This window comes from Pseudomonas sp. ef1, assembly GCF_007293365.2.
Taxonomy (GTDB): Bacteria; Pseudomonadota; Gammaproteobacteria; order Pseudomonadales; family Pseudomonadaceae; genus Aquipseudomonas; species Aquipseudomonas siliginis.
This window is the reverse complement of sequence record NZ_CM129815.1, coordinates 598703-616605: the sequence shown is the minus strand read 5'-3', so window position 1 is coordinate 616605 and position 17903 is coordinate 598703. Positions and strand designations below refer to the sequence as shown.

19 protein-coding genes and 2 pseudogenes are annotated in these 17903 nt (G+C 61.5%); 11 read left to right on the top strand and 10 right to left on the bottom strand.

The features are described from left to right. Window positions 1-35: 35 nt before the first annotated feature. From FEE99_RS02990 to sutA, 3 genes are all read left to right on the top strand, one after another. Window positions 36-1373 (top strand): ammonium transporter, encoded by a 1338-nt coding sequence (locus FEE99_RS02990; RefSeq protein ID WP_041476939.1) that lies wholly within the window; start codon window positions 36-38, stop codon window positions 1371-1373. 214 nt (window positions 1374-1587) lie between these two features. Then, on the top strand, window positions 1588-2013 hold the full coding sequence (locus FEE99_RS02985; RefSeq protein WP_024014775.1) for a secondary thiamine-phosphate synthase enzyme YjbQ: 426 nt from the start codon (window positions 1588-1590) through the stop codon (window positions 2011-2013). Window positions 2014-2114: 101 nt separating this feature from the next. After that, window positions 2115-2441, top strand: a complete 327-nt coding sequence (gene sutA / locus FEE99_RS02980; protein ID WP_016772583.1) for a transcriptional regulator SutA — start codon at window positions 2115-2117, stop codon at window positions 2439-2441. Between the two features lie 190 nt (window positions 2442-2631). Here sutA and FEE99_RS02975 read toward each other — a convergent pair whose 3' ends face one another. The 6 genes from FEE99_RS02975 to lptM are packed head-to-tail and all read right to left on the bottom strand — an operon-like array spanning window position 2632 to window position 7238. Further along, the gene (locus tag FEE99_RS02975; RefSeq protein ID WP_041476937.1) at window positions 2632-3339 is read right to left on the bottom strand and encodes an HAD family hydrolase; all 708 of its coding nucleotides are present in this window, start codon (window positions 3337-3339) and stop codon (window positions 2632-2634) included. Further along, window positions 3336-4235, bottom strand: coding sequence for a tyrosine recombinase XerC (gene xerC / locus FEE99_RS02970; RefSeq protein WP_041476936.1), 900 nt, complete (start codon window positions 4233-4235; stop codon window positions 3336-3338). Before xerC ends, FEE99_RS02975 begins: the two co-directional genes overlap by 4 nt. A 2-nt stretch (window positions 4236-4237) precedes the next feature. Continuing rightward, window positions 4238-4963 carry a DUF484 family protein gene (locus FEE99_RS02965; protein WP_041476935.1) on the bottom strand — a complete coding sequence of 242 codons (726 nt, stop codon included), beginning with the start codon at window positions 4961-4963 and terminating at the stop codon, window positions 4238-4240. Between the two features lie 13 nt (window positions 4964-4976). Then, entirely contained in the window at window positions 4977-5807 is an 831-nt protein-coding gene (gene dapF, locus FEE99_RS02960) for a diaminopimelate epimerase (RefSeq protein ID WP_041476933.1), read from the bottom strand. A gap of 3 nt (window positions 5808-5810) precedes the next feature. Continuing rightward, window positions 5811-7058, bottom strand: a complete 1248-nt coding sequence (gene lysA / locus FEE99_RS02955; RefSeq protein WP_041476931.1) for a diaminopimelate decarboxylase — start codon at window positions 7056-7058, stop codon at window positions 5811-5813. 9 nt (window positions 7059-7067) lie between these two features. Then, window positions 7068-7238: an LPS translocon maturation chaperone LptM gene (lptM, locus tag FEE99_RS02950; RefSeq protein ID WP_016772589.1), complete on the bottom strand. Its 171-nt coding sequence runs from the start codon at window positions 7236-7238 to the stop codon at window positions 7068-7070. 314 nt (window positions 7239-7552) lie between these two features. On the opposite strand from lptM, the gene cyaY reads away from it, so the two are divergent. From cyaY to rnk, 3 genes are all read left to right on the top strand, one after another. Then, a complete protein-coding gene (gene cyaY, locus FEE99_RS02945) occupies window positions 7553-7885 on the top strand; it encodes an iron donor protein CyaY (RefSeq protein ID WP_041476930.1) in 333 nt (110 codons plus the stop codon). A gap of 3 nt (window positions 7886-7888) precedes the next feature. After that, window positions 7889-8110: a DUF1289 domain-containing protein gene (locus FEE99_RS02940; protein WP_076564524.1), complete on the top strand. Its 222-nt coding sequence runs from the start codon at window positions 7889-7891 to the stop codon at window positions 8108-8110. Between the two features lie 254 nt (window positions 8111-8364). Further along, complete coding sequence (rnk, locus tag FEE99_RS02935; protein WP_024014769.1) at window positions 8365-8784, top strand: nucleoside diphosphate kinase regulator; 420 nt, start codon at window positions 8365-8367, stop codon at window positions 8782-8784. Between the two features lie 9 nt (window positions 8785-8793). Here rnk and FEE99_RS02930 read toward each other — a convergent pair whose 3' ends face one another. The 3 genes from FEE99_RS02930 to FEE99_RS02920 all read right to left on the bottom strand — a co-directional run bounded on the left by FEE99_RS02930 (window position 8794) and on the right by FEE99_RS02920 (window position 12553). Beyond that, window positions 8794-11637 carry a class I adenylate cyclase gene (locus FEE99_RS02930; RefSeq protein WP_041476928.1) on the bottom strand — a complete coding sequence of 948 codons (2844 nt, stop codon included), beginning with the start codon at window positions 11635-11637 and terminating at the stop codon, window positions 8794-8796. Window positions 11638-11819: 182 nt separating this feature from the next. Then, the gene (locus FEE99_RS02925; protein WP_003229392.1) at window positions 11820-12065 is read right to left on the bottom strand and encodes a TIGR02647 family protein; all 246 of its coding nucleotides are present in this window, start codon (window positions 12063-12065) and stop codon (window positions 11820-11822) included. 197 nt (window positions 12066-12262) lie between these two features. Next, complete coding sequence (locus FEE99_RS02920) at window positions 12263-12553, bottom strand: hypothetical protein (RefSeq protein WP_041476927.1); 291 nt, start codon at window positions 12551-12553, stop codon at window positions 12263-12265. A 123-nt stretch (window positions 12554-12676) separates the two neighbouring features. On the opposite strand from FEE99_RS02920, the gene FEE99_RS02915 reads away from it, so the two are divergent. Beyond that, a complete protein-coding gene (locus tag FEE99_RS02915) occupies window positions 12677-13336 on the top strand; it encodes a glutathione S-transferase family protein (RefSeq protein WP_041476925.1) in 660 nt (219 codons plus the stop codon). Between the two features lie 127 nt (window positions 13337-13463). Here FEE99_RS02915 and argH read toward each other — a convergent pair whose 3' ends face one another. Continuing rightward, window positions 13464-14858 carry an argininosuccinate lyase gene (gene argH / locus FEE99_RS02910; RefSeq protein WP_039757402.1) on the bottom strand — a complete coding sequence of 465 codons (1395 nt, stop codon included), beginning with the start codon at window positions 14856-14858 and terminating at the stop codon, window positions 13464-13466. 317 nt (window positions 14859-15175) lie between these two features. Between argH and FEE99_RS02905 the strand changes: the two are divergent. The 4 genes and pseudogenes from FEE99_RS02905 to FEE99_RS02890 all read left to right on the top strand — a co-directional run. Beyond that, a pseudogene (locus FEE99_RS02905) lies at window positions 15176-15331 on the top strand (sensor histidine kinase); the annotation flags it as partial. After that, window positions 15328-16074 (top strand): LytR/AlgR family response regulator transcription factor, encoded by a 747-nt coding sequence (locus tag FEE99_RS02900; protein WP_016772598.1) that lies wholly within the window; start codon window positions 15328-15330, stop codon window positions 16072-16074. The pseudogene FEE99_RS02905 and the gene FEE99_RS02900, both read left to right, overlap by 4 nt. Window positions 16075-16211: 137 nt before the next feature. Further along, window positions 16212-17153: a hydroxymethylbilane synthase gene (gene hemC / locus FEE99_RS02895; RefSeq protein ID WP_143978905.1), complete on the top strand. Its 942-nt coding sequence runs from the start codon at window positions 16212-16214 to the stop codon at window positions 17151-17153. Next, window positions 17150-17848: pseudogene (locus tag FEE99_RS02890) on the top strand (uroporphyrinogen-III synthase); the annotation flags it as partial. The gene hemC and the pseudogene FEE99_RS02890, both read left to right, overlap by 4 nt. Window positions 17849-17903 lie beyond the last annotated feature (55 nt).

Here is a 17903-nt window from a genome sequence, read left to right as displayed (position 1 = left end):
GCCGCCACAAACCCAACGCCCCAGGAGAAAACAATATGACTCTGCGTAAATTCGCAGGGCTAGGCGCCCTGTTGTCCATCGTAATGCCCGGCATCGCCATGGCGGCAGACGAAGTGGCAGCGCCAGTCCTCAATTCCGGCGACACCGCCTGGATGCTCACCTCGACAGCGCTCGTGCTGTTCATGACCATCCCCGGCCTGGCGCTGTTCTACGGCGGTATGGTTCGCTCGAAAAACATTCTTTCCGTGCTGATGCAGTGCTTCGCCATTACCGGTCTGATCAGCATCCTGTGGGTCATTTATGGCTACAGCATTGCCTTCGACACCACCGGCATGGAGCAGGGCGTCGTCAACTTCAATTCGTTCTTCGGTGGCATGGGCAAGGCGTTCCTCGCTGGTGTCACGCCTTCGAGCATCACCGGCCCGGCGGCGCTGTTCCCTGAGGCGGTGTTCATCACCTTCCAGATGACCTTCGCGATCATCACCCCGGCGCTGATCGTCGGTGCGTTCGCCGAGCGCATGAAGTTCTCCGCGATGCTGATCTTCATGGGCATCTGGTTCACTCTGGTTTATGCACCGATCGCGCACATGGTCTGGTCCGGTAACGGCGGCCTGATGTGGGACTGGGGTGTGCTCGACTTCGCTGGCGGCACCGTGGTGCACATCAACGCCGGTATCGCCGGCCTGGTCGCGTGCCTGGTACTGGGCAAGCGCAAAGGCTTCCCGACCACACCGATGGCTCCGCATAACCTCGGCTACACCCTGATGGGCGCGGCGATGCTGTGGGTCGGCTGGTTCGGCTTCAACGCTGGTTCCGCTGCTGCCGCCAACGGCACTGCCGGTATGGCCATGCTGGTTACTCAGATCGCCACCGCCGCTGCGGCACTGGGCTGGATGTTTGCCGAGTGGGTCACCCACGGCAAGCCAAGCGCACTGGGGATTGCTTCGGGTGTGGTCGCCGGTCTGGTCGCGATCACTCCGGCCGCTGGCACTGTAGGCCCGATGGGTGCACTGGTGATCGGTCTGGCCGCAGGCGTGGTGTGCTTCTTCTGCGCCACCACCCTGAAACGCAAACTCGGCTATGACGACTCCCTGGATGCCTTCGGCGTGCACGGTATCGGCGGTATCCTCGGCGCGATCCTCACCGGTGTGTTTGCCGCACCGGCACTGGGCGGCTTCGGCACCGTGACTGACATCGGCGCGCAGGTCTGGATTCAGATCAAAGGCGTCGGCTTCACGGTGATCTACACCGCGATCGTGACTTTCATCATCCTCAAGGTGCTGGACGCCGTCATGGGTCTGCGCGTAACCGAGGAAGAAGAGTCGGTCGGCCTCGATCTGGCACAACACAACGAACGCGGCTACAACCTGTAAGTACGCGCGATAAAAAACTGCCCGGTTCGCCGGGCATTTTTTTGTCCGGGATTTGTCATTCAAGGTGCGGCTGAAAGGATTTTTCTTACGGCTTTGGTCGTCTTTACGACGAGGCTTTTTCTGCGGGCAATCGCTTACATCGCTGCAGGAATATTAGGGCCTTTGTTTTTTTTCAGAGCACGCTAGAATGCGCCCCGAACGAGCGGAGAACTGTATGTGGCAACAGACTCTGATAACCCTGCGGGCAAGGCCCCGGGGCTTTCATCTGGTGACGGACGAGTTGCTCGCAGGCTTGCCTGAACTCAAGACCTGTCGGGTCGGTCTGTTGCATTTGTGGCTGCAGCACACGTCGGCGTCGTTGACCATCAACGAGAACGCCGATCCGGCAGTTCGTCGCGACTTCGAACGATTTTTCAATCGTCTGATCCCACAAGGAACAGACGGCTACGAGCACAACGACGAAGGCCCGGATGATCTCCCGGCGCACTTCAAGGCCAGCGTGCTCGGTTGCCAGATCAGTCTGCCGGTTGCGGCAGGGCGGCTGGCACTGGGTACCTGGCAAGGGATTTATCTGGGCGAGCACCGTGATCATGGCGGTGCCCGTAAAGTCCTCGCCACCTTGCACGGTGAACAGGCATGAGCCGCTGCCGGGCAGCGGCAGAAGATTTTTCAACGGCGGCTTCGACAGCCGCCAAAGCTGGTCTATAACTAATCTGCTTTTGGCAAGTCATGAGGTAGAACATGAGCGACGATGATCTGGAAAACGACGACCTCGAAGTAGGCGACGAAGACGAGGCCGAGGAAGGCCTGGAAGCGGCAGCGGAAGACGTTGCCGAAGACGATGGCGGTGACGACACGCCGGCCCCGGCTGCCAAAGGCAAAGCCAAGGCTGCGGTCTCGGTCGACGAGTTGCCGAGCATCGAAGCCAAGAACAAGGAGCGTGACGCCCTGGCCAAGGCCATGGAAGAATTCCTTGCGCGCGGCGGCAAGGTGCAGGAAGTGGAGGCCAACGTGGTCGCCGATCCGCCCAAGAAGCCGGACAACAAGTACGGCAGCCGCCCTATCTGAGGCGCGTCGCTCGCTTGCTGAAAAAGCCCGCCGTCGCTGCGGGCTTTTTTATGCCTGAAATAAATCCGTTGAAAGCAAATGCAGTCCTCTGTGGGAGCGAGCCTGCTCGCGAAGAGGGCATGTCAGCCGACATACATGTTGAATGACACACCGCATTCGCGAGCAGGCTCGCTCCCACAGGGTTTGTGGATTATTTCGAGGTGGCATTCCAGCGGGAGAGGACGACGGGCAATTCGGTCAGGCTGCGAATTTCCGCATCCGGCAAGCGCTCCGCCTCCCAGACCTTGCCTGTCGGGTTGAACCACACCGCGCGCAAGCCCGCCTGCTGCGCCCCGGCGATGTCATCGCCGGGATGATCGCCGACATGCACCGCCGCCTCAGCACCCACACCACCGCGCTGTAACGCTTCATGAAACAGCCGCGCATCCGGTTTGGCGATGCCGATGTCTTCGGCACACAAGGCGAACCTGAAGTAATCCGCCAGCCCCAGCCGGCGCACGTCGGCATTGCCATTGGTGACCACGCCGAGGGCGTAATGATTGGCGAGCAGCTCCAGCAGCGGCTCGACCTCCGGGAACACTTCGATCTGATGCCGCGCATGCAGGAACACTTCAAAAGCCTTGTCAGCCAGCTCCGACGCCTCGCCGTGGGCATATCCGGCTTCTTCCAGCGCATGGAACAGCACGCGTCGACGCAGCGCGCTGATGCGGTGCTTGAGCCCCGGTTCGCCCGCCAGCACACGCTCGCGAATCGACCATAAATGCTCCACCGGCACCGCGCCCAGGTTCGACGCATGTTCGCTCAGCCATTCGCGCAACACGGTTTCGGCGCTGGCGATCACCGGAGCGGTGTCCCACAGGGTGTCGTCGAGGTCGAAGGTGATCAACTGAATGCTCATGAATCATCGCCTTTCATGCGTTTGGCCCGGGGATGGGCGCTGTCGTAGACCGCCGCCAGATGCTGGAAGTCGAGGTGGGTATAGATCTGTGTGGTTTTGATATCGGAGTGGCCGAGCAATTCCTGCACCGCGCGCAGGTCCTGCGAGGACTCGAGCAGATGGCTGGCGAACGAGTGCCGGAGCATGTGCGGATGCAGGTTCTGCCCCAGTTCGCGCTCGCCAACCAATTTGACCCGCACCTGAATCGCGCGCGGGCCAAGGCGTCGGCCCTGCTGGCTGACAAATACGGCATCGTCTGCCGGGTTGGTCATGGCGCGTAGCGGCAACCAGTGTTCGAGGGCTTCGCGGGCCTTGGTGCCGACTGGCAGCAGCCGGGTCTTGCTGCCCTTGCCGAGCACCTGAACCATGCCGTCGGCGAGATCGAGTTGATCGAGATTGAGCCCGGTCAGCTCGGACAGGCGCAGGCCAGAGGAATAGAACAGCTCCAGAATCGCCTGATCGCGCCGGGCGAGAAAATCGTCCTCGACCGCACCTTCCAGCAGCTGCAATGCGCGATCGGTATCAAGGGTTTTCGGCAGGCGTCGTTCGCCTTTCGGTGGGGCCAGGCCGGTGGCCGGGTCGTGGTCGCACAGGCCTTCGCGATTCAAGTAGTGATAGAGCCCGCGCACCGCCGAGAGCAGGCGGGCGAGGCTGCGCGAGGACTGGCCTTGAGCATGCAACCGGGCGATCAGGCTGCGCAGGCGCTGGATATCCAGCGCGGCCCAACTGCCGATGTTCTGCTTGATGCACCAGCCAAGGACTTTATCGAGGTCGCGGCGATAAGCCGACAGGGTGTGCGGCGACACCTGTCGCTCACTGCGCAGATGTTCGCAGTAAGCGTCCAGTTGTCGTTCCATGGTCAGCGTACCGAGCGCAGCGAGCTGTTGACCCGTGGCAGCACGCGGCCCATGACCTCGGCGATGTAGCTCAGGAACAGGGTGCCGACCGAGCTCTTGTAGTGCTGCGGGTCACGGCTGGCGATGGCCAGAATGCCGTGAATGCCCTGATGGCTGATGGCAACCACGGCGGTCGAGCCGATCTGCTGGCGCTGTTCTTCGCCGAAGAGGAAATCCAGCTCATGTTCACGCAGGCTGCCGCTGACGCTTTTGCCTTCGGTGAGCAGGCCACCGATCGCGGTTTGCGCGTCGGCGTGAGTCACCCAGCGGCCGACCGGTGCGGGGTTGTCGCCGAGCAGGATAAGGCTGACGAAAGGCACCTGGAAATCCTGACGCAGGCTGTCCTCAACGCTGATGACCACGTCTTCCAGGGTCGATGCATCCATCAGCGCGAGAATCAGGCGGCGGGTCTTTTCGAACAGGCGATCGTTGTCGCGGGCCACGTCCATCAGATGCGAAAGGCGATGGCGCATCTCGATGTTGCGGTCGCGCAGGATGGTCATCTGCCGTTCGACCAGCGACACGGTGTCGCCGCGTCGGTGCGGGATGCGCAACGACGGCAGCAGCTCTTCGTGCTCGACGAAGAAGTCCGGATGAGCCTCCAGGTAGGCGGCAACCGCGGCTGCCTCGAGGCTCTCGGACGCTGATTCGTCGGCTGGTCGGGCGGGTACCTGTGGCTTGTCGGTCATGATTTCTGCTCGCTCAAAGACGCACTTGTCCTTCGTATACACGCACTGCCGGACCGGTCATCAACACCGGTTCGCCCGGGCCGGCCCACTCGATGGACAGACGCCCGCCGGGCAGGTCGATCAACAGCGGCGAATCCATCCACCCCTGACTGATGGCCGCCACCGCCGCCGCACAGGCGCCAGTGCCGCAGGCCTGGGTTTCCCCGGCGCCGCGTTCCCACACGCGCAGTTGCGCGCGGTGGCGGTCGATGACCTGAAGGAAGCCGACATTGACCCGCGCCGGAAAGCGCGGGTGGTGTTCGATCTTCGGCCCCAGTTCATGCACCGGTGCGCTGTTGATGTCGTCCACGCGAATGACCGCATGGGGATTGCCCATCGACACGGCGGCCAGTTCGACCGTGGTGCCATCGACTTCCAGCTGATAGCTGCTGGCCTGGGCCGGCGCCTGAAATGGAATGTCCGCCGGCACCAGGCGCGGCGCGCCCATGTTCACGCCGATCTGGCCGTCGTTACGCACGTCCAGTTCAATGATGCCGCCCTTGGTCTCGACGCGGATCTGCCGTTTCGCAGTCAGACGCTTGTCGAGCACGAAGCGGGCGAAGCAGCGCGCACCGTTGCCGCACTGCTCCACTTCCGAACCGTCGGAGTTGAAGATCCGGTAGCGGAAATCCACATCCGGGTTGCTCGGCGCTTCGACGATCAGCAACTGGTCGAAACCGATACCGGTGTGGCGGTCGCCCCATTGCTTGGCGTGTTTGGGCTGAATGTGCGCGTGCTGGCTGACCAGGTCGAGGACCATGAAGTCGTTGCCCAGGCCGTGCATTTTGGTAAAACGCAGCAGCATGGGTTACTCCGGCAGCAGGCTTTCGCCGGCAAACAGCTCGGCCACGGTTTCGCGGCGACGCACTTCAAAAACCTGATCACCATCCACCAGCACCTCGGCGGCACGGCCACGGGTGTTGTAGTTGGAGCTCATGACAAAACCGTAGGCGCCGGCCGAATGCACCGCCAGCAGATCGCCTTCTTCCAGCGCAAGCTCGCGGTCCTTGGCGAGGAAGTCGCCGGTTTCGCAGATCGGGCCGACGATGTCGTACTTGCGTGCAGCGCTGTCGCGCGGTTTCACCGCCGTGACGTCCATCCACGCCTGATACAGCGCTGGACGGATGAGGTCGTTCATCGCCGCATCGACGATGGCGAAATCCTTGTGCTCGGTGTGCTTGAGGTATTCGACCTGTGTCAGCAACACGCCGCCATTGGCAACGATGAAGCGGCCTGGCTCGAACACCAGCGCCAGATCACGCCCGTCGAGACGTTCGCGCACGGCTTTGATGTAGTCGGCAGCCAGCGGCGGCTCCTCGTCGCGGTAACGCACGCCCAGGCCGCCACCGAGATCGATGTGGCGCAGGTGAATGCCGCAATCGCCGAGGCGGTCGACCAGCTCCAGCAGGCGATCGAGTGCATCAATGAACGGCGGCAGGGTGGTCAGTTGCGAACCGATATGGCAGTCAACGCCCACCACTTCCAGGTTCGGCAGATGCGCGGCGCGCACGTACACGTCTTCGGCGTCGGCAATGGCGATGCCGAACTTGTTCTCTTTGAGACCGGTGGAAATGTACGGGTGGGTGCCGGCATCGACGTCCGGGTTCACGCGCAGCGAAACCGGGGCGCGAACACCCAGCTCGGCGGCGACTACTTGCAGGCGCTCAAGCTCGTCGGTGGACTCGACGTTGAAGCAGTGCACGCCGACTTCGAGGGCGCGGCGCATGTCGTCACGGGTCTTGCCGACGCCGGAGAAAACGATCTTGTCGGCGCTGCCACCTGCGGCCAGTACACGTTCCAGCTCGCCACGGGAAACGATGTCGAAACCGGCGCCGAGACGGGCCAGGACATTCAGTACGCCGAGGTTGGAGTTGGCTTTGACCGCGAAGCAGACCAGATGCGGCATACCGGCCAGCGCATCGGCGTAGGCCAGATACTGCGCTTCGATGTGCGCGCGCGAGTAGACATAGGTGGGCGTACCGAAGCGGTCGGCGATGGCGGACAGCGCCACACCTTCCGCGAACAGCTCCCCGCCACGGTAGTTAAAAGCGTCCATGGCGATCCCTTAGTAAACGTCGTGCTTATGAGCCTTGGATGGCTGCTTCTGCGAAGACTGGGCTTGTTCGGCCGGGTCCTGATCGTCATCCGGCAGGTACAGCGGGCCTTTTTGACCACAGGCCGAAACGAGGCAGGCAACCGCGACGAGCGCAGCAAGGGAAGAGATCAGGCGCTTCATGGCGAAATCCTTGAAAATGCGTTAATTGCGCCGGAGTATACCGGCCACCCGGCAGCTTGCCTATGCGAGGGGGTTCCCGTCCGGCGGGGCTCCTGTGATGCGCATCATCCGTGTGGGAGCGAGCCTGCTCGCGAAGGCGTCGGCAAATTCAACAGGCTCGTTGCCTGACACGCCGCTTTCGCGAGCAGGCTCGCTCCCACGGGGGCGGTGTTGGATGGGCCGACAGGTGCTTGGTCGTTAATCTTTGCAATCGGTCGGCAGCGTCCGTATCTTTCGGCGCTTGAGCCTGATCAGACATTTTTGAGGTTGCCGCAATGAGTTTGTCCGAAGCCCGTTTCCACGATCTGGTCGATGAAACCCAGGAAAAACTGGAAGACATATTTGACGAAAGCGATCTGGACATCGATCTGGAAAGCTCGGCAGGTGTCTTGACCGTCAAGTTCGAAAACGGCTCGCAGCTGATCTTTAGCCGCCAGGAGCCATTGCGTCAGCTGTGGCTGGCGGCCGTGTCCGGTGGTTTCCACTTCGACTATGACGAAGAAAGCGAGCGCTGGATGTGCGACAAGAGCGAAGAGCAATTGGGCGAAATGCTGCAGCGCCTCGTAAAGCAGCAGGCTGGCGCCGAATTCGATTTCGAAGGTCTGTGATTCGTGACGGATGCCGCGCCTGTTCGCCCGCCGAAACCGCTCTACAGCAACGTCAGCCCGGCGGTGCCTTCGCCGTGCACGGGTGTGTGTCGACTGGACGAGCAGAAAGTCTGTCTCGGCTGTGCGCGCCACGTCGAGGACATTCGCGAGTGGCGCTCGGCGGATGATCAGCGGCGCCGGGTGATTTGCCAGCAGGCTACCGCACGAAAATCCCAAGCCTGTTGATAATGTGGCGAGGGGATTTATCCCCGTTGGGTCGCGTAGCGGCCCCAAAATCTATACGGCTGCTGCGCAGCCGAACGGGGATAAATCCCCTCGCCACAAGGGTTTCACCCAGGCAAAAAAGGGCGTGACTTGTATATTTTTTGAGCTGTGATAGTGTCCGCGAACGCCTCAAACCACCGAGGCACGGTGAAAACCCCGTCTTTTTTGGCGGGGTTTTGCTTTTTTTGTGCAGAAGAAAGGAGTCTGCCTGGATCATGACCGCACCTTCCATCACCCTTACCCGTCTGGACGTGCAACGTCTGGAGCGCCTGATCGACAGCCTGAGCGACAAAGACCAGGCTGCGCCGGGCGTGATTGCGCTGCAAACCGAGCTGGACCGCGCCGATACCGTGGTCGGCCACGATGAAGTGCCCGCCGATGTCGTGACCATGAATTCCCGCGTGCATTGCCGCGAAGAAGGCAGCGGCAAGGATTACCACCTGACGCTGGTCTATCCCAAGGACGCCAACGCCGACGAAGGCAAGATTTCGATCCTCGCTCCGGTCGGCAGTGCGCTGCTGGGCCTGAAGGTCGGTCAGCATATCGATTGGCCGGCGCCGGGCGGCAAGTCGCTGAAACTGACCTTGCTGGAAGTGGAATCGCAACCGGTCAACGGCGGCGCCTTTCCCGAATAAATCCCCGCTTCAAACCTGTTCGAGCGCTTCATTCAACGAGCGCTCCAAGTCTGCCTTGTAGCGCAGATACAGATTGCTTGAACTGTGCCCGTCACCGAGCAGACCCGACAGGTCGAGGTCGGTGATGTAGCAGCGATAACGCTCGGTCTCGCGGCGCTGCTCGACGATCTCCCGGGCGACCACGCTGAACAACTGGTCGCCATGCTCCAGCTCGCTGAATTCCCGCTGATTGCAATACAGGGTGACCTGCACTTCACCGGGTGCGGCTTTGCCGATGATCGCCTGCACGTCGTAGAACGGTTTGTTCACCGGCGTCTGCGGTGCCGGGCGGGTTTCGACCCTGCGCGAGCGTCCCGGGCCTGACGGCAACAGCTGGTAATACAAAGTTTCAGGGCTGCCCGCAGGGCCACCGTCCATCGGCAATTGCGCTTCCCGGCGATACTGGATCGATTGCAGAAAACGTTGCAGCGGCACCAGCAGACTCTGCTCGTCGTGGTACGGCAGCTGCTGTTGCCACAGCGCATTGAATTCATCCAGCACGTACAGCTCCGCCTGCTGTTCACTGATGCGATAGAACACTTGAATGCACTCCGGCTGACCCATCGGCAGGATCAGCGCGAGGTCGTGATCTTCCAGCGCCATCGGGTCGAGGTGCAGCGGGCTGTAGCGCGGTTGTTCTTCGCCAAGATAATCGAGCAGCGCCGGCAGGGTGGCGAGGGCGACATGGTTGACCTGACCCGGCACCAGCTCCAGCACGTGATAGTGCTGTTGTACCTGAATCAGGTAGCGATGATTCAAGTCACTGAGCAACAGGGTCTGCGCGGTGTCGACGATTTCTTCGACGCGGCGGGCAATGAATTGCGCGCGGTTGTGGCAGAAGCAGCGCACTTTCAGCGACGGCTGCACAGGGCCGCGCGGCAGGTTGTTGAGGTAATCGCGCAGGCAGTCGAGCAGCGCATGCGCGCCGTCGAAACGATTGACCAGCACTTCGTTCCAGCTGTTGAGCGTGACCTGATCGAGGGTCAGCACCAGATTCTCGCGCACGCCGGCATAGCTCAGCGAGTCGGTGCGTTCGGTGGTCATCAAAATGTTCAGATCACGGTGATGCTTGAGCGGATCGACGCCGACGTTGATCAGCAGCAGCACTTCGCTGGGCACGGCGGCGCGTAGCAAGGGCTCTTCGGCGACGGTGGACAAGGGCAGGGCGATGCATTGCTGCAGGCTGCCGAGCAGGTTGAACAGCTCGAACTCGCTCAAGTCGCTGGTGCCCGGATGCAGGGCCAGGCGCGTACTGCTGTCGATCACGCCGTTGCGGTGGCACCAGGTCAGCAGTTCGAGCAATTCGCGACTGCGCTTGATCGGCGCGAAATGTTCCCACTCCAGCGCCGTCAGGCTGCCGTTGTACAAACCCCACTGGGTCTGCCCCGGCTCCCTTTTGTTCGGCGACTGCACCAGGGTCAGGGTGTCTTCGGCCAGGTCCGGGGCAATGCCCGGATTGATGAACTCGACCTTGTCGGCCTTGCGCTCGAATGCCGCGTAGAGTCGACGGCCGAGCACATTGAGGTCGCGCTTGTTGATCAGGCTGACAGTCTGTTCGCTGCGGGCGAACTGGGTCAGGAAGCGATAGCTGTAGTTGAGTTCGTTGACCAGCGCGCGGCGCTCGGCGCTGACCTGGCGGACTTTCCACTGACTGCGGCTGTCGAGCAGCGCCAGTTGCCGCTGATCCCAGTGCCACTCGCCGGCCAGGCGTTCGAGCAGTGCGCGTTGCCAACCCTGGCTGCGGCTGTTGCCGGTGAGCTTGCGGTTGACCTTCAGATACAGCGCGCGGCGCACCAGCTCAAGGCGTTCCGGTTCGTTGCGGGCGAGCAGGTATTCCTCGATACGCCGGTACACGACCATGTACGGGTCAAGCTCATCGAGATCGAGCTGATTGGCGAACACGGCTTTCTTGAAGCGCAGGCTCAGGCACTGCACTTGCGGATGTTCGCTGGCGTACACCTCGGTCAGCAGCAGTTTGAGCACAGACTTGTAGGGCGATTCGATGCCTTTGAATAACTGCCACAACCCGGCACCGATGAATTCGCCGGGCGGAATGGTCGCCATCGGCCCGAGATCGAGGGTTTCGTCGGCGCGAATAAAGCGTTTGGACAGCAGGGTGTGGGTGTAGGCGTCGTAGGCTGTTTCTTCATAGACCGGCACCAGCCACCAGATCGGCGTGCGCCCGGCCAGCCAGATCGCTGTGCGATAAAACTCGTCGAGCAGCAGATAGTGCTGGGTGCTGCCGCAGTTTTCCGAACTGAGCTGAGCATCACGTTCGCCTTTGACGAAGCGCGCCGGGTCGATCAGGAAGAAATGCGCTTCGGCACCCTGGCTCGCGGCCCAGGTTTCCAGCAACTGGCATTTCTTGCGCAGCTCGGCGAGTTCGCTTTCGCTCAGATCTGGGGCATGGCAGACCCACACATCCATGTCGCTCTGATCGGCCTGTGCCAGCGTGCCGAGGCTGCCCATCAGGAACAAACCGTGAATCGGTCGCGGCGGGTTGCTGCCATGGCGCGGTTTGTAAGAAAACGAGCGGGTCAGGCGCTGCGCCTCGGTCAGCGCATTGGCGTCCGGCTCATAATTCGAGAGACCGGCCGGCGTACTGCCCGAGACATAGCCGGGCAGCAACGGATGATTGACGTGAAAGAACAGCGGCAACAGCGTCAGCACGCTTTGCTGGCGCGTCGACAAACCTTCGAGGGCGCGGCCGAGGCGGCCTTCATTGAGTTTGAGAAAACGGGCGCGCAGTTGGCTGAGTACCTTGCGGTCGATGCCTTCGTCCAGGTCGGGGCGGATTTCGTGGGTGCGCGTCATGTCAGCTCAAACCGGCTTGCAGGCTCGGACGTAGAGGGTCTCGGAATGGCCGCAGTTTAGCCTCTGCGCAGCAGGAGGTTTAAGCTGAATTTGTTTTTTGACGTCAGATTTTCATCGGCAGTGATCAGGCTGGCCCGCGGAAATCCCGTGGCAGGAGTTTCCGTGGGCAAAGTCGGAAAAAGTCAGGCGGTTTCCTGCTCTCTCAGAATCGTCAGTACGGTCTGCACGTTTTGCGCGGCATCGCGGCCGAGGCTGGTGAGATAACCGCCATCGGGCTGGTCGGTGAGTTCTTTTTCGAAGAGGCGTTTGGCGGCGGCTATGTGTTTCGGGGCAGCGGTCTGATGAATTTTCAGACCTTCCTGGGAACTGTCCAGGTTGAAGAGTGCAAGGACTTCCAGTTCGGCAACCAACTCAGGGGTAAGCGACATAAGGACTCCAGACTTTCTAGGAATTGGACGACAGCGCCTCTAAGGTGAACCCGCTGGTGCAGCATGTCCAGTGCTCGGATCAGGGGATTTTGTCTTGAGGCGAATTCCAGTGTAGTCCGCATAAAAAAGATCGCAGCCTTCGGCAGCTCCTACAGGAGATTGGTGCAGGAGCTGCCGAAGGCTGCGATCTTTTGATCTTATTGCTTTTCCGGTGGCAGCTCTGGCAAAGCGCGCAGTGCCGCTTCGTACCACTGGGTGTCGAACGGGCGGTCTTCATCGAGCATCGCGTCAATCTCGTGGGCCAGTACATGGGCCATGAGGTTGAGGATCTCCTCACGTTCCATGCCGACCAGGGTCAGCTTGTTCAATGTCGCCTTGGCCGCTGGCGGGTTGTCGCTTTCGATCTGGTTCTCGATGGCTTCGATCAGCGTCGCTTCGGTGAATGCTTCTTCGTCGTCATCGTTGACGATATCTGTCGGCTCGCTCATGGCAGGCTCCTCAGGGAAAGGCGCCAGTTTACCCGCATTCAGCGGCGTGATGCTGCTGGCGGGAAACGTCGCGGCGATCTATAAACAGGCACTGCCCACCCCGCACGGCCTGGAGGCTCTGTGATGTTCAAGCTCTACGGATTTGCTGTCAGCAACTACTACAACATGGTCAAACTGGCGCTGCTGGAAAAAGGCCTGCCCTTCGAAGAGGTGACGTTCTACCCGGCGCAGACCCCGGAGTCACTGGCGATCAGCCCGCGCGGCAAGGTCCCGGTGCTGGGTGTCGACGCGGGTTATATCAACGAAACCGCGATCATCCTCGAATACCTCGAACAAGCACAAAAGGGCACGCCGCTCCTGCCCAGCGATCCGTTCGAGCGCGCGCAGGTATTGGCGATTGCCAAGGAGATCGAGTTGTACATCGAGTTGCCGGGGCGTGCCTGCTATGGCGAGGCGTTTTTCGGTATGACATTGCCGGAGCCGATCAAAGAGAAGACCCGGACCGAGCTGCTGCTGGGCTTCGCCGCGCTGGGCCGTCATGGCCAGTTCGCCCCGTATGTGGCGGGTGACAGCCTGAGCATTGCCGATTTGTACTTCCTCTACAGCGTGCCGCTGGCCTGTGCGGTCGGGCAGAAGCTGTTCGGGATTGATCTGCTGGCCGAGATGCCGCAGGCGAAAGCGCTGCTGGAGCGGTTAGAGCAGAATCCGCATGTGCAGAAGATTGCGGCGGATAAAGACGCGGCGATGCCGGCGTTTTTGGCGATGATTGCAGCCAAGAAGTGAATCATATAGCGCTCTGAAGGACGCCTTCGCGAGCAGGCTCGCTCCCACATTGAGTCGGTGGTGAACACAATTTTGTGAACATCCAGAATCCCTGTGGGAGCGAGCCTGCTCGCGAAGCTCTTGGCTTTTAGCGGCTGGCGATCAGGGCCTGACCGCGCGCCACCGCAGCCTTGACCTGCGCCGGCGCAGTCCCGCCGATATGGTCGCGGGCATTCACCGAGCCTTCCAGGGTCAGCACGGCAAACACGTCCTGCTCGATCTGATCGCTGAACTGACGCAGTTCTTCCAGGCTCATCTCGGCCAGATCCTTGCCGGTGTCGACGCCGTATTTCACTGCGTGGCCCACGATTTCGTGGCAATCACGGAACGGCAGGCCACGGCGCACCAAGTAGTCCGCCAGGTCGGTCGCCGTGGAGAAACCGCGCAGTGCCGCTTCACGCATGATCGCGTGTTTCGGCTTGATCGCCGGGATCATGTCGGCAAACGCGCGCAGCGAATCGCGCAGGGTGTCGGCGGCGTCGAACAGCGGCTCCTTGTCTTCCTGATTGTCCTTGTTGTAGGCCAGTGGCTGGCCCTTCATCAGGGTCAGCAGGCCCATCAGCGCGCCAAAGACGCGGCCGGTCTTGCCGCGTACCAGTTCGGGCACGTCAGGGTTTTTCTTCTGCGGCATGATCGAGCTGCCGGTGCAGAAACGATCCGGCAGATCGATGAACTGGAACTGCGCGCTGGTCCACAGCACCAGCTCTTCGGAGAAGCGCGACAGGTGCATCATCGCGATGCTTGCGGCCGAGCAGAATTCGATGGCGAAGTCACGATCGGAGACGTTGTCCAGCGAGTTGCCGCCGACGGCGTCGAAGCCCAGCAGTTGCGCGGTGTATTCGCGGTCGATCGGGTAGGTGGTGCCGGCCAGCGCGGCGCTGCCCAGCGGCATGCGGTTGGTGCGCTTGCGGCAGTCGACCAGACGCTCGTAGTCGCGGCTGAGCATTTCGAACCAGGCCAGCATGTGGTGCCCGAAGGTCACTGGCTGCGCGGTCTGCAAGTGGGTGAAGCCCGGCATGATGCTTGCGGCCTCACGCTCGGCTTGCTCCAGCAGGCCCTTTTGCAAGCGGGTGATCTCGGCGAGGATCAGGTCGATTTCATCGCGCAGCCACAGACGGATGTCGGTGGCAACCTGGTCGTTGCGGCTGCGCCCGGTGTGGAGCTTTTTACCGGTGACGCCGATGCGGTCGGTCAGGCGTGCTTCGATGTTCATGTGCACGTCTTCGAGGTCGACGCGCCAGTCGAACTGGCCGGCCTCGATTTCGCCCTGAATGGTCTTCAGGCCATCGATGATGCTGTCGCGCTCGGCATCGGTCAGCACGCCGACCTTGGCCAGCATGGTGGCGTGGGCGATCGAGCCCATGATGTCGTGGCGATACAGGCGCTGGTCGAAAGTGACGGAGGCGGTGAAGCGGGCGACGAAGGCGTCGACGGGTTCACTGAAGCGGCCGCCCCAGGACTGATTGGTCTTGTCAGTGCTCATGAATTCGCTCGTATCGGCTTGAAGAAATGGCGTGAAACGCTGGCGCGGATAATAACAGGGTTGCCAATCCTGTCGCTGACACCGGTCGATACGTTTTTTCGCGGATGTGTCAGGCATGTCCGGCGCGGTCCGCAAGGAATTTACAAAAGGATATTTTTTGATTGAGCAATATCGTTCCGACGAACGTCTACAGTGGACATAAGGGTCGGTGCGAATGCGGATCATGCAAAGGTCCGGCCACTGGCTATAAGAAGAGGGGATGGGTGAGTTGTACAACGGTCACCCACCGCGAGAAACGCAGGAAACACTGGGCTCTGAGCCGTTCGACCCGGACGCTGGCAAATATTGCTGGCCGACGTACGGCACTTTTTGGCGCTCGGGCTAGTCTTAGCGTGGATCGCGGTGACGGAGGTCACTACACCTGTCTACGCTATCCTTGTGCGAGACTCACGCAGGAATCCAGCGCAATATGAATGTCCTGATCGTTGATGACGAACCCCTGGCTCGCGAGCGCCTAAGCCGTATGGTGAGCGAGCTCGAGGGTTACACAGTCCTGGAGCCCAGTGCCACGAATGGCGAGGAGGCGTTAGCGCTGATCGACAGCCACAAGCCGGATATCGTGCTGCTCGATATCCGCATGCCGGGCCTCGATGGCCTGCAGGTTGCTGCCCGACTGTGCGAACGAGAGACGCCGCCGGCCGTGGTGTTTTGCACCAGTCCCGATGAATTTGCCGTGGAAGCCCTGCAGGCCAGCGCCGTGGGCTATGTGGTGAAACCTGTGCGAACCGAACACTTGAATGAAGCCCTGAAGCGGGCTGAACGTCCCAACCGGGCGCAACTCTCGGCCCTGACCCGTCCCGCTGCCGAAAGTGGCAACGGCCCACGCAGCCACATCAGCGCACGCACCCGTAAAGGCATCGAGCTGATTCCGCTGGATCAGGTGGTCTACTTCATCGCCGACCACAAGTACGTGACCCTGCGTCACGAAGCCGGCGAGGTGCTGCTCGACGAACCCCTCAAAGCCCTTGAAGACGAATTCGGCGAACGCTTTGTGCGTATCCACCGCAACGCGCTGGTCGCTCGCGACCGCATCGAGCGCTTGCAACGCACCCCACTGGGACATTTCCAGTTGTTCCTCAAAGGCCTCAATGGCGATGCGCTGATTGTCAGCCGGCGGCATGTTGCCGGTGTGCGCAAGATGATGCAGGGGCTGTGACCCGGTCTTCGCCGGGCCTTTCGCGTTCTTTTACCCGGCATGGCAGGCCAGGGAGGCCGCGCCGGTTCTGATTCAGGTCAAAGTGAAATTGACTGAGCTGTTATTATCCGCCGTATCTATTCAGTACGGATTGTTCCATGTCCCCTCGCGAAATCCGCATCGCCACCCGTAAAAGTGCGCTGGCCCTCTGGCAGGCCGAATACGTCAAAGCCCGTCTCGAGGCGGCCCACCCGGGCCTGCTGGTGACGCTGGTGCCCATGGTCAGTCGCGGTGACAAGCTGCTCGACTCGCCACTGTCGAAAATCGGCGGCAAGGGCCTGTTCGTCAAGGAACTGGAAACCGCGCTGCTGGAAAACCAAGCCGATATCGCCGTGCATTCGATGAAAGACGTGCCGATGGACTTCCCGCAAGGCCTGGGCCTGTTTTGCATCTGCGAGCGTGAAGACCCGCGCGATGCTTTCGTCTCCAACACCTACGCCAGTCTTGAAGCGCTGCCTGCCGGTGCCATCGTCGGCACCTCGAGCCTGCGTCGGCAAGCGCAATTGCTGACGCGTCGCCCGGATCTGCAGATCCGGTTCCTGCGTGGCAACGTCAACACCCGTCTGGCCAAGCTCAACGCCGGCGAGTACGACGCGATCATCCTCGCCGCTGCCGGCCTGATCCGCCTGGGTTTCGAAGATCGCATCACTTCGGCGATCAGTGTCGATGATAGTCTGCCGGCCGGTGGCCAGGGCGCGGTCGGCATCGAATGCCGCAGCGCCGACGACGAAATCCACGCCTTGCTCGCGCCTTTGCATCACGCCGATACCGCTTCGCGGGTGAATGCGGAACGCGCCCTCAACAAACATTTGAACGGCGGCTGCCAAGTGCCGATCGCCTGCTACGCCGTGCTTGAAGGCGAGCAGTTGTGGTTGCGCGGTCTGGTCGGTGAGCCGAGCGGTGGCAAGCTTCTCAGTGCCGAAGCCCGGGCGCCGCGTGCCGACGCGGAAACCTTGGGTGTGCAGGTCGCTGAAGACTTGCTCAAGCAAGGCGCTGACGACATTCTCAAAGCTGTCTACGGCGAGGCGGGTCACGAGTGACAGCCTGGCGCCTGCTGCTGACGCGCCCGGCAGACGACTGCGCGGCGCTGGCCGAACAGCTGGCCGGGCACGGGATTTTCAGCAGTTGTCTGCCGCTTTTGGACATTGTTCCGCTGCCGGTCTCTGACACTATTCGCCAGGCGATTTCGCGATTGCCCGCTTGCAGCGCAGTGATCGTGGTCAGCAAACCGGCGGCGCGGATCGCGGTGGACTTGCTCAAGTCTGAAGGCGCGCCGCCATTGAGCATGCCGTGGTTCAGCGTCGGCGCGGCGACCGCAGGCATTCTTCGCGAACACGGTCTCGATGTGAGCTTTCCGGTTGACGGCGATGACAGTGAAGCCTTGCTGCAATTGCCGCGTCTGCGCGAGGCGGTGAGCCAGCCCGGCGCGCAGGTGATGATCCTGCGCGGCGAGGGCGGTCGTGAACTGCTCGCCGAGCGCCTGCGCGCGCTTGGTGCTAGTGTCGAGTATCTGGAGTTGTATCGCCGTGAACTGCCAGCCTATCCGCTGAACGAGCTGCCACGGCGGATCGAAGCGGAACGCTTGAACGGGCTGGTGGTCAGCAGTGGACAGGGTTTCGAGCACCTGCGGCAGATGGCCGGCGATGCCTGGCCGAAGATTGCGCAGTTGCCGTTGTTTGTTCCAAGCCCGAGGGTCGCCGAGCTGGCACGTGCCGCCGGGGCTCAAACAGTTGTGGATTGCCGCGGCGCGAGTGCCGCGGCTTTGCTGACGGCGTTACGGGAATTTCCCG

Excerpts from the sequence above, each read along its gene's own strand:
- FEE99_RS02990 (WP_041476939.1), top strand. The coding sequence starts at position 36 with ATGACTCTGCGTAAATTCGCAGGGCTAGGCGCCCTGTTGTCCATCGTA.
- FEE99_RS02985 (WP_024014775.1), top strand. The coding sequence starts at position 1,588 with ATGTGGCAACAGACTCTGATAACCCTGCGGGCAAGGCCCCGGGGCTTT.
- sutA (WP_016772583.1), top strand. The coding sequence starts at position 2,115 with ATGAGCGACGATGATCTGGAAAACGACGACCTCGAAGTAGGCGACGAA.
- FEE99_RS02975 (WP_041476937.1), bottom strand. The coding sequence starts at position 3,339 with ATGAGCATTCAGTTGATCACCTTCGACCTCGACGACACCCTGTGGGAC.
- xerC (WP_041476936.1), bottom strand. The coding sequence starts at position 4,235 with ATGGAACGACAACTGGACGCTTACTGCGAACATCTGCGCAGTGAGCGA.
- FEE99_RS02965 (WP_041476935.1), bottom strand. The coding sequence starts at position 4,963 with ATGACCGACAAGCCACAGGTACCCGCCCGACCAGCCGACGAATCAGCG.
- dapF (WP_041476933.1), bottom strand. The coding sequence starts at position 5,807 with ATGCTGCTGCGTTTTACCAAAATGCACGGCCTGGGCAACGACTTCATG.
- lysA (WP_041476931.1), bottom strand. The coding sequence starts at position 7,058 with ATGGACGCTTTTAACTACCGTGGCGGGGAGCTGTTCGCGGAAGGTGTG.
- lptM (WP_016772589.1), bottom strand. The coding sequence starts at position 7,238 with ATGAAGCGCCTGATCTCTTCCCTTGCTGCGCTCGTCGCGGTTGCCTGC.
- cyaY (WP_041476930.1), top strand. The coding sequence starts at position 7,553 with ATGAGTTTGTCCGAAGCCCGTTTCCACGATCTGGTCGATGAAACCCAG.
- rnk (WP_024014769.1), top strand. The coding sequence starts at position 8,365 with ATGACCGCACCTTCCATCACCCTTACCCGTCTGGACGTGCAACGTCTG.
- FEE99_RS02930 (WP_041476928.1), bottom strand. The coding sequence starts at position 11,637 with ATGACGCGCACCCACGAAATCCGCCCCGACCTGGACGAAGGCATCGAC.
- FEE99_RS02925 (WP_003229392.1), bottom strand. The coding sequence starts at position 12,065 with ATGTCGCTTACCCCTGAGTTGGTTGCCGAACTGGAAGTCCTTGCACTC.
- FEE99_RS02920 (WP_041476927.1), bottom strand. The coding sequence starts at position 12,553 with ATGAGCGAGCCGACAGATATCGTCAACGATGACGACGAAGAAGCATTC.
- FEE99_RS02915 (WP_041476925.1), top strand. The coding sequence starts at position 12,677 with ATGTTCAAGCTCTACGGATTTGCTGTCAGCAACTACTACAACATGGTC.
- argH (WP_039757402.1), bottom strand. The coding sequence starts at position 14,858 with ATGAGCACTGACAAGACCAATCAGTCCTGGGGCGGCCGCTTCAGTGAA.
- FEE99_RS02900 (WP_016772598.1), top strand. The coding sequence starts at position 15,328 with ATGAATGTCCTGATCGTTGATGACGAACCCCTGGCTCGCGAGCGCCTA.
- hemC (WP_143978905.1), top strand. The coding sequence starts at position 16,212 with ATGTCCCCTCGCGAAATCCGCATCGCCACCCGTAAAAGTGCGCTGGCC.